Source organism: Luteolibacter sp. (assembly GCF_058122085.1).
The window spans coordinates 20,226-28,566 of record NZ_JBIKBQ010000044.1; the positions used below are offsets into that span (position 1 = coordinate 20,226).

The 8,341-nt window shown below is 63.4% G+C and carries 9 protein-coding genes; 4 read left to right on the forward strand and 5 right to left on the reverse strand.

Features of this window, described 5'->3' with window-relative positions; translation table 11 throughout:
• Positions 1–23: 23 nt before the first annotated feature.
• From AC4DF4_RS08425 to AC4DF4_RS08440, 4 genes are read right to left on the reverse strand one after another with little or no spacing between them, the layout of a single operon-like run.
• Positions 24–2,222: a transglutaminase domain-containing protein gene (locus tag AC4DF4_RS08425; RefSeq protein ID WP_490047677.1), complete on the reverse strand. Its 2,199-nt coding sequence runs from the start codon at positions 2,220–2,222 to the stop codon at positions 24–26.
• Positions 2,223–2,227: 5 nt separating this feature from the next.
• Positions 2,228–2,659 carry a transcriptional regulator MntR gene (mntR, locus tag AC4DF4_RS08430; protein WP_490047678.1) on the reverse strand — a complete coding sequence of 144 codons (432 nt, stop codon included), beginning with the start codon at positions 2,657–2,659 and terminating at the stop codon, positions 2,228–2,230.
• Between the two features lie 12 nt (positions 2,660–2,671).
• Entirely contained in the window at positions 2,672–3,391 is a 720-nt protein-coding gene (locus tag AC4DF4_RS08435) for a hypothetical protein (protein WP_490047679.1), read from the reverse strand.
• Between the two features lie 8 nt (positions 3,392–3,399).
• Positions 3,400–4,005, reverse strand: coding sequence for a 3'-5' exonuclease (locus tag AC4DF4_RS08440; RefSeq protein ID WP_490047680.1), 606 nt, complete (start codon positions 4,003–4,005; stop codon positions 3,400–3,402).
• 97 nt (positions 4,006–4,102) lie between these two features.
• On the opposite strand from AC4DF4_RS08440, the gene AC4DF4_RS08445 reads away from it, so the two are divergent.
• The 3 genes from AC4DF4_RS08445 (at position 4,103) to AC4DF4_RS08455 (ending at position 6,517) form a co-directional block, all read left to right on the forward strand.
• Positions 4,103–4,360, forward strand: coding sequence for a type II toxin-antitoxin system Phd/YefM family antitoxin (locus AC4DF4_RS08445; RefSeq protein WP_490047681.1), 258 nt, complete (start codon positions 4,103–4,105; stop codon positions 4,358–4,360).
• A gap of 3 nt (positions 4,361–4,363) precedes the next feature.
• Positions 4,364–4,618: a hypothetical protein gene (locus AC4DF4_RS08450; RefSeq protein ID WP_490047682.1), complete on the forward strand. Its 255-nt coding sequence runs from the start codon at positions 4,364–4,366 to the stop codon at positions 4,616–4,618.
• Positions 4,619–4,792: 174 nt separating this feature from the next.
• Positions 4,793–6,517, forward strand: coding sequence for a cation:proton antiporter (locus AC4DF4_RS08455; RefSeq protein WP_490047683.1), 1,725 nt, complete (start codon positions 4,793–4,795; stop codon positions 6,515–6,517).
• 37 nt (positions 6,518–6,554) lie between these two features.
• On the opposite strand, the gene AC4DF4_RS08460 is transcribed toward AC4DF4_RS08455, so the two are convergent.
• Complete coding sequence (locus AC4DF4_RS08460; protein ID WP_490047684.1) at positions 6,555–7,415, reverse strand: sigma-70 family RNA polymerase sigma factor; 861 nt, start codon at positions 7,413–7,415, stop codon at positions 6,555–6,557.
• Between the two features lie 181 nt (positions 7,416–7,596).
• Between AC4DF4_RS08460 and AC4DF4_RS08465 the strand changes: the two genes are divergently transcribed.
• The gene (locus AC4DF4_RS08465) at positions 7,597–8,277 is read left to right on the forward strand and encodes an ABC transporter ATP-binding protein (protein WP_490047685.1); all 681 of its coding nucleotides are present in this window, start codon (positions 7,597–7,599) and stop codon (positions 8,275–8,277) included.
• Positions 8,278–8,341: the final 64 nt, after the last annotated feature.

The following is an 8,341-nucleotide window of genomic DNA, read 5'->3' on the forward strand; positions in this document are numbered from 1 at the left end:
GCGATCTATAACCCTGTGCGTTTTTAAGGCAACCGCAGCACGGCGGTCGCGGTGGCGGGTAGGTCCAGACGTTCTTCCAGCGTCCGGCGGATGGCTGCCGTGGTGCGCGGGACTTTGGCGGCTAACAATTGCTTGCCGTTCACTTGGACCTCCACGGACTGGTCGAGGTCCAGCAGTTCATCGGACAGGCGCAATTCCATTCCTGCCGGCACATCGCCTTCCAGACGGATCGTCTGGCCGTCCACGGTGGCGACGATTTTTTGCCCTGCCTTCGTGGCGGTGGCATCGGGGATTTTCAGCCAGTAGAAACGATCGTGCGTCACGTCGTCCTGCTGCCAGACGACTTTTTTCGGCCATGGATTGCGGGAAAACCTCGCCATCCACGGCAAGGCTTCGGCGTCCCTGCGGTTCATCCAGTGGCCGGTGCCTTCGTAAATTCGGGATAGGTGGAGGTAGCCGCCGGGATCGGCTTTGGCCAGGGCCGCCAGTTCCGCGGTTTTGGCGATGGCGACTTTGTTGCGATCGTAGGCGGCGTCGTCCGCGCCCATGAAAAGGGCGAAGGGGAGGTTGCGCAGGCCTGACAGGCTGGCCTCGTTCGGGTGCCCGGCCATCATCGCGGCCGCCGCAAACCGGTCCGCCATCCGCGGGGCCAGCTGCCACACGCCGTCACCGCCGGCGGAGTAGCCCATGAGATAGATCTTGTCGGGATTGACGTTGCGAAGCGCGATGTGGCCCTCGATGAGGCGTTGAAACATCGGATCAATGTGGGATTCATGCCAAAGGTTCCAGGTATCCGCCGGCGCGCGCGGGGCGAGGTAGATGCCCTCCGTTGGTTGATAGAGATTGATTTGGTTTTTCCATTGCTGGTCGTTCACTGCGGTTGGCGCCCCGCCACCGCCATGCATGGAAATCCACAGGCTGTGCCCTCCCGCAGGTGCCTTGCCGAAGGCTTTTTCCTCCCAGCGCAGGCGTTTGTCCCCCAGTTGGATGGTCCGGGTTTCCATCCCGGCGCTGAGTTCGGCTCGCTTGGCGGCGAGGCGCTTTTCGAATTCAAGCTGCGTGACGCGTTGTGCGTCCTGCCGGGAAAGAGGATCCGCTGGCACCGTCTCAGCGGCCACGGCGGTGAGGTCGGCGCGGTGAACGTCGCGGGTCGATTCACCGTTCGTCGCGGTGAACGTCGCGGTTTCCCATGTTCCGCCATCGAGCTGGAAGCGCAGCCGGTAACGGGTGCCGGGCGTGACGGTGACGGACGGCATGTCGTTCAGATCCGCGGGGCCCGCCTTGGTTTCGAATCGATCGAGCACCTGGCCGTCTTCGCTGGTGAGGCAGCCGTTCGCGACGATCCGTTTGTCACCGATGCCGTCTTCAGAAAGGCGCACGCCCATCTTGGAAAGCGTTTGGCCCGAGTCCTTCCGCGCGTAGCGGTGCGTCACATTCACCGCCGCCACGTCCTTGCTCGATGGTGCCCAGACCAGTGGAAATGCCAGTCCGCCGCGCTTCCACGTGGTCGCGTAGATCGAATGTGCCGGCACATCCGCCTTGGCCTGCGCCGCGTCTCCGGTGAACCACCCGCGGTCGAGTCCCTCCTTGTCGAACTCGTCCGCGCCGGTGAAATGCCAGCCGCCATCCCAAATTTCGACCCAGGTGTGATTGCCGCGTCCGTTCGCCCACAGCGGTGTGCCCGCCGCGCGGGCCGGGATGCCGACCGCGCGGCAGGCGTCCACCAGGATGATCGCGAGTCCGGTGCAACTGGCCATGCCGATTTTGCGGGACTCGCCGGGACTCTGGTTCGGGCGCTTGCGGCCGGTGTTGTAGTGGACGTTGATGCGCTTGAAAAACTCACGATTGAGAGCTTGTGCGGCTTCGGTCGCGGTCGTCGCACCCTTCACGATGGGGCGGGCGATTTCCAGAAATTCCGCCCGCCACGCTTCACGCGGCTCGTCGAAAACGGCGTAGGGCAGCACGTCGTTGAGATAGATTTCCTCCGGGACCTGCCCCGCCCATGGAAACCCGGCGCGGGCCTGGCGGGCGAGGTCGAGATTCCCCATCAGAAACCCGCTCGTCAGTCCCAGCTTGTCGTTTTCCGGCATGTGCTCGACTAGGAACCTCGCGGCATTTTCGCCCTCCGCACCGTATTTCGATTTTGCCTCGTTGATGAAGCCGTCCTGTGGAGCGGCCAGGGTGGTCGCCGCGAGGGCGAGCCATGGGAGAATGAATTTCATAGGTTTCAGCGGCTCTTGTCGCGGACTCGTTCCAGCAGCGCGGGATCCGCCTCCAGCGCGTCCGCCACCGCGCGGATGACTCCGAGCGTGGGGCGCGAGACGTGGTGCTCCATGCCCTCGACGTCCTTGTAAATGGTTTCCTCGTCGATGCCGAAGAGGCGGAGGAAACGGGTGAGCGTCTCGTGGCGCTCGATGATGGCGAGGGCGATGCGGTGGCCTTCCTCGGTGAGGACGGTGCCGCGGTATTTCTCGTGGTTGACAAGGCCTTCCGCGTCGAGGCGCTGGAGCATGTTGGTGACGCTGGCTTGGGAAATGCCGAGGTTTTTCGAGATGTCCACGGCGCGGGCGTAGCCTTTCGCCTCGATCAGATGGAGGATCTGTTCGAGGTAGTCGTCCATGGCGGTCGAGCCGCTGGTGCGCCGGGGTGGTAACGTCATGAGAGGAGGAAACTAACGAACGAATTCCGGGAGGGAAAGCACGGTTTTTTCGTAAAGCCCGGCGTTGGTCGCTTGGAACTCGGCTTTGAGCCGGACGCGCAGTTTCGAGAGATCGACCAGCCGCCAGCCGGTGAAGGTCCAGAGCGGTTCCTTGCCATCGTGCTCGATGCCGACGAGCAGGTGCACGGCGTCGTCGGTGATCTTGAGGGTTTCGATTTTCGGTTCGAAGTAGAAGCTGCGGAAGGTGCTTTCGGTTGAGCCTTGTTCGACGAGTTTCGGATCCAGATAGAAGATGAGTTTGGATTCCAGATCGACGATGCGGAGGTCCGGATAGCCGGCGCGCTGGTGCCCGCCCGCGCGGGTCGGGGGGACATCGCATTTCAATCCGGGAATCGAGGTGAGGTGCTTGTGGATGGCGTCTTCGAAGAATTTCGACGCCTCGTTGATCCGGCGGAGTTGGCGGACGGGGGAGTCGGGCTGGTTGAGCTCGGCGAGGGTGGCGGTCAGGGCCCGGGCGAGGGCGGCGGTGACGCGCTGGTGCGCGGGGCTGTCATCAAGCGGCAGGACATTTTTCCCGGAGCAGGCCTCGGCGACGGTGGCGAAGGAGAAGCTGCGTTCGGATAGGTTTTCGCCGAGCAGCGAGCGGACGAGTGCGGCGTCCGCATCCGGTTCTTTCGCGGAAAGGAGGCTGGTGACTGCCGCGAGGGCGATGAGATGGAGAAAGGGTTTCATGGCGCGAGTCAGGGTCTGCGGGTTTTGTGCCAGGCCGAGGTGTCGGGCTGGAGCAGCGCGGCGACGGGATGATCCGCGAGGGCGTGGGTTTCCACCAGATGGGCGAGCAGGACGAGCGAGGCGACCGAGTCGAAAAGCGCGTCGTGCCAAGACTTCGCGGGGACCAGCGCCTGGATGGTTTCGGTGAGCCCGTAAGCGACGCAGAGCGCGCCGAGCGAGTGGTCCGGCAGCTCCGGCCAGGCGGCGCGGGCGAGCAGCAGCGTGTCGATCCACGGCCCGAAGCCATGGCCGGGGAAGGCGCGGAGGAAGCGTTTTTCGGTGCCTTTGCCATGGGCGACGACGACAGCGCCGGCGAGACGGCGTTTGAATTCCGGCCACAGCAACAGGAGGGAAGGGGCGTCGGCCAGGTCTTCCGGGCCGATGCCGTGGACTTTCCGCGCGGCCCATTGGATCGGCTGGTCGGTGAACAGGTAGGAAACGAAAGCATCGGAGTGCCCGGTTTCCGCGGACCAACTGGCGAGACCGACTTGCACCGGGCTGTCGGTTTTTCCCCGCGAAGCGCCGGCCGATTCGAAATCGATGGCGGTGAAACGGCTGTGGCGGACGAGTGGCATGCAGGAGGAATTTCGCCCGAAGGCGAGGATCAAGCAAGCTCCGCGCGTGCGGATGGGAGTTTGACAGCGGGAGCCATGTGCGTCAAAAGTGTCAACAATGAGAACGGCGACGAAACGGGAAGCCCAGCATCACTTGTCGAAGTTGATGGCGGAGGTGGAGAAGGGTGAGGAAATCATCCTGACCAAGCGCGGCAAGCAGGTGGGCAAACTGGTGCCGATGGAGAAGCCGGTGAATCCGTTGGAGCGCAAAGTGGATTGGGCGGATTGGGCGGAGGAGCAGCGGGAGTGGCTGGCTAGCGGTCCTGTTTTGGATTACAACCCGGTGCTTGCAGAGCGCGAAAGTTACGAACGCTGAAGCATGCCGATGATCTACGTGGACCCGAGCGTTTTGGTGGGCAGCCTCATTCAGGATGCGAATACCGAGCGGGGAATGAAGTTGCTGGGTTCCGCAAAGAGGCCTTTCGTCCTCACGGAGTTGGTGAATCTGGAAATCCTCAACGCGCTGGAACTTGCCGAATTCCGGCAGCCTGCACAATCCGTAACCGTGGTTCGGGCGCGAACCCGCTTCAAAGACCTGTTGGCGGAGGCGGTGGGGCTGCGGATCAATCCTTGAGCAAACGGGTTCTTTCTCTTCTTTGATCCTTTGAATGTAGCGGCGACCGGTGATCGCCGCCACGCTCCGCCTCAAATTCGCGGTCGGAAAGGATTGCCGCGCAATAGCACGCGCGTTTTCTGCTTTGCGATCCGCCAATAAACCGGGAGGCTGGCGGAGATGGTTTTTCACGGGATGTTTCTGGCGAGCGGAGTGGCGAATATCTCGCCGCTGTTCGCCTTGTTGACCTTGGTGCTGGCGCTGGCGGTTTTGATTTCACTGGTGCTGGTGAAGTTCAAACAAAGCCTGCTGGTGGGGTATGTGCTGAGCGGGGTGCTGATCGGGAATTTCGGGCTGCTGTGGGCGACCGGCTTGGACAAGGACGATCCGGTGATCACCAATTTCGCGGAAATCGGGGTGGTGCTGCTGATGTTCACGCTGGGCATCGAGTTCTCGCTCAGCGAGCTCAAGCACTTGTGGCGGACGGCGCTGATCGGCGGCGGCTTGCAGGTGGGCGTCACGGCGGGGATCGTCGGCTTGCTGGCGCGGGCCTGGGGATTTCCGGTGGCGGACAGCATCGTGCTGGGGGTGGCGGTGGCGCTGAGCTCCACGGCGGTGGCGATGATGTCGTTCCAGGATCTCGGGCAGACTAACAATCCTGGGGCGCGGGCGAGCCTGGGCATCGCGCTGTTCCAGGACATTCTGGTGATCGTGTTCTTCCTGGTGATGCCGGCGCTTTATGGCAAGGGCGAGGGCTCGGTAACCGGGCAGATCGGCGAGGCGTTGATGAAGGGCGGGGTGTTTCTGGCGGGTGCCTGGCTGCTCGGCCGCTACGGGCTCACGCCGCTGCTCAACGCGGTGGCGCGCACCCGCAGCCGCGAGTTGTTCACGCTGACGGTCATCGGGCTTTGCGCCGGGGTGGCCTTCGCCGGGGGCGCGCTGAACCTGTCGCTCGCGCTCGGGGCCTTCGCGGCCGGCTTGGTGGTGAGCGAGTCGATTTACAGCCACCGGATTCTATCCGACATCCTGCCGTTCAAGGATTTGTTCCTGGCGATTTTCTTCATCTCGGTGGGCTTGCTCATCGACGTCTCGGTGATCGTCTCGGACTGGCACCGGGTGCTGCTAGGCAGTGGGGTCATTCTGGTGCTGAAGGGCGGGATCGTCTTTTCGGTGTTGAAATGGATCAAGCTGCCGGGGCGTCCGTCGCTGCTCGCGGCGGGCAGTTTGGCCAGCACCGGGGAGTTCTCGCTCGTCCTCATCGGCAAGGCCGGCGGCTACCGGCCGCTGGATCCGGTCGTCGAGCAGATGTTGCTGGTCTGCACGGCGGTGACGATGGCGGCGGTCCCGTCGTTGATGCGGGCTTCCCGTCCGCTCGGGAAATGGCTGGAAATGAAGGGCGTTTTCGGTGCTCACAAGATCTCACCCTCGTCGATGACGCCGGTCAAAGCCATCAAGGAGATTTCCGACCACGCGATCATCTGCGGTTACGGCCCGGTGGGGAAATCCCTCAACGCCGCCCTCAAACGCTGCGGCGTGAAGACGCTGGTGATGGAGCTGAATTCCGACACGGTCCGCGCCTTGAAAAAGGAGGGCCAGCCGGTGCTTTTCGCCGATGCGACCCACGCCGAGGCGCTCGATCTCGCGGGCATCGAGCGCGCGCGTCTGGTGGCCTTCACCTTTCCAGCGGTGAACGCGACTTGCATCGCCGTGCCGCTCGTCCGCCAGCGAAACAGCGGCATCTGTATTTTCGGCCGCGCGAAATACCATGCCGAAGTCACGCGGCTCCGGGAGATGGGAGTCCAGGTCATCCACGACGAGCACGAGAGCGCCGTGGCGATGGTGCGCGCGGCGGTTTCCTCCTACGAGCGCGTGGACATCGATCCGGAGCAAATCGTCGGCGACACGATGGAGGATGGCTGAGAATGTGTCCCGGCTGTCTCAGCCGGGAGCGGACGGCTCAAGCCCCAGCCATCCCCGGATTGAAAGGCTGCGGCGCGGGTTTGTCCTTTTTCAAGAGCGCCTTCCGCATCTTCGCCAGCGCCGAGTTTTGCAACTGGCGGATCCGCTCGCGGGAGACACCGAATTCGCGGCCGACGTCTTCCAACAGCATCGGCTTGAGGCCGTTGAGGCCGAAGCGCTCGTCGATGATCCGGCGCTCGCGCTCGTTGAGGAGGGAAAGCAGCCCGCCGATCTCGGCGTGGAGATTCTTATCGACGAGCAGTTCGAGCGGATCGGAGGCGGACTCGTCGCTGATGATTTCGCCGTATTCGGTGGCTTCGCCCTCGTTGATCGGCGCGTCGAGCGAGGCCGGGCGTTGCGCGGCTTGCTTGAGCATCGCGATCTTCTGGCGGGGCAGGCCGAGCTCGGAGGCGAGCTCTTCGTCGGTCGGTTCGCGGCCGAGGGATTCGGCGAGGGTGGAGGAAATCCGGCGCATGCGGGCGATTTTGTCCACCATGTGGATCGGCAGGCGGATCGTCTTGGATTGGTTGGCGAGCGCGCGCTTGATCGACTGCTTGATCCACCAGGCGCCGTAGGTCGAGAGTTTGCCGCCTTTTTCCGGGTCGAAGCGCTCGACGGCGTTCATCAGGCCGATGTTGCCCTCGGAAACGAGGTCGCTGAGAGACATGCCGTAGCCGGAATAATCGTGGGCGATCTTCACCACCAGCCGGAGATTCGCCTTGATCATGTGGGTGCGGGCTTCGTCGTCACCCATCTTGATCCGCTCGGCGAGGGCGTTTTCCTCCTCGACGGTGAGGAGAGGGGTCTTGGAAATTTCCCGCAAATAGAGTTTCATGCTGCTGTCGGAGTCGTAGGCCATGGTGATGAGTCGGTGAAAGCTTGTTATCTTTAGAGCCGGTTTGCTGCCGCGCACGGATTTTGATGAAAAAACGTAACTTTTTCCGCCAGCGCGCGGACCATGGGGAAATCCCGGCCGGAACGCCAGCTTTGAATGATGTTCCGGCGCTTGCACGGGCCGGATGGATGGCACAACCTGCGGCATGAGCGACGTGATGATCCAAACGACAGACCTCCACCGCAGCTACCGGATCGGGCGGAAATCCATCGAGGTGCTGCACGGGATCGACCTGCAAATCCGCCGCGGCGAGAAGGTTTTCCTTTGCGGCCCCAGCGGCGCGGGCAAGACGACGCTGCTCTACACGCTCGCCGGGCTCGAGCACCCGGAAAAAGGCACGGTCCACATCGACGGCACCGACATCTACGGCCTCGGCCGCCGCGCGCAGGCGAATTTCCGCAACCAGCGGATCGGCTACGTTTTCCAAAATTACCACCTGCTGCCCGAGCTCACCGCGCTGGAGAACGTCGCCGTGCCCGGCGCGATTTCCGGCAAGGACAGCACCGAGTTGGCGCTCAAGGCGCTGGCGCGCGTGGGCCTCGCGGACCGGACGGACCATCTGCCGGCCGAGCTTTCCGGCGGCGAACAGCAGCGCGTCGCCATCGCCCGCGCCATCGTCAACCAGCCGAAAGTCCTCTTCGCCGACGAGCCGACGGGCAATCTCGATTCCCGCAACAGCGCGGAAATCATGGGCATCCTGCTCGACCTCGCCAGCGAGCACGGCGTCACGCTCGTCGTCGTCACCCACGACCAGAATCTCGCGCAAATCGGCGACCGCACGCTCATCATCAAGGACGGGGCGATTAACGAACCGGCTGCCGTGTAGGAGGCTGTGGATGGCTCCCGTGAAGAGGGCCGTGGCGGCGCCCGGGGTTAGCCGCCCCGCCCCG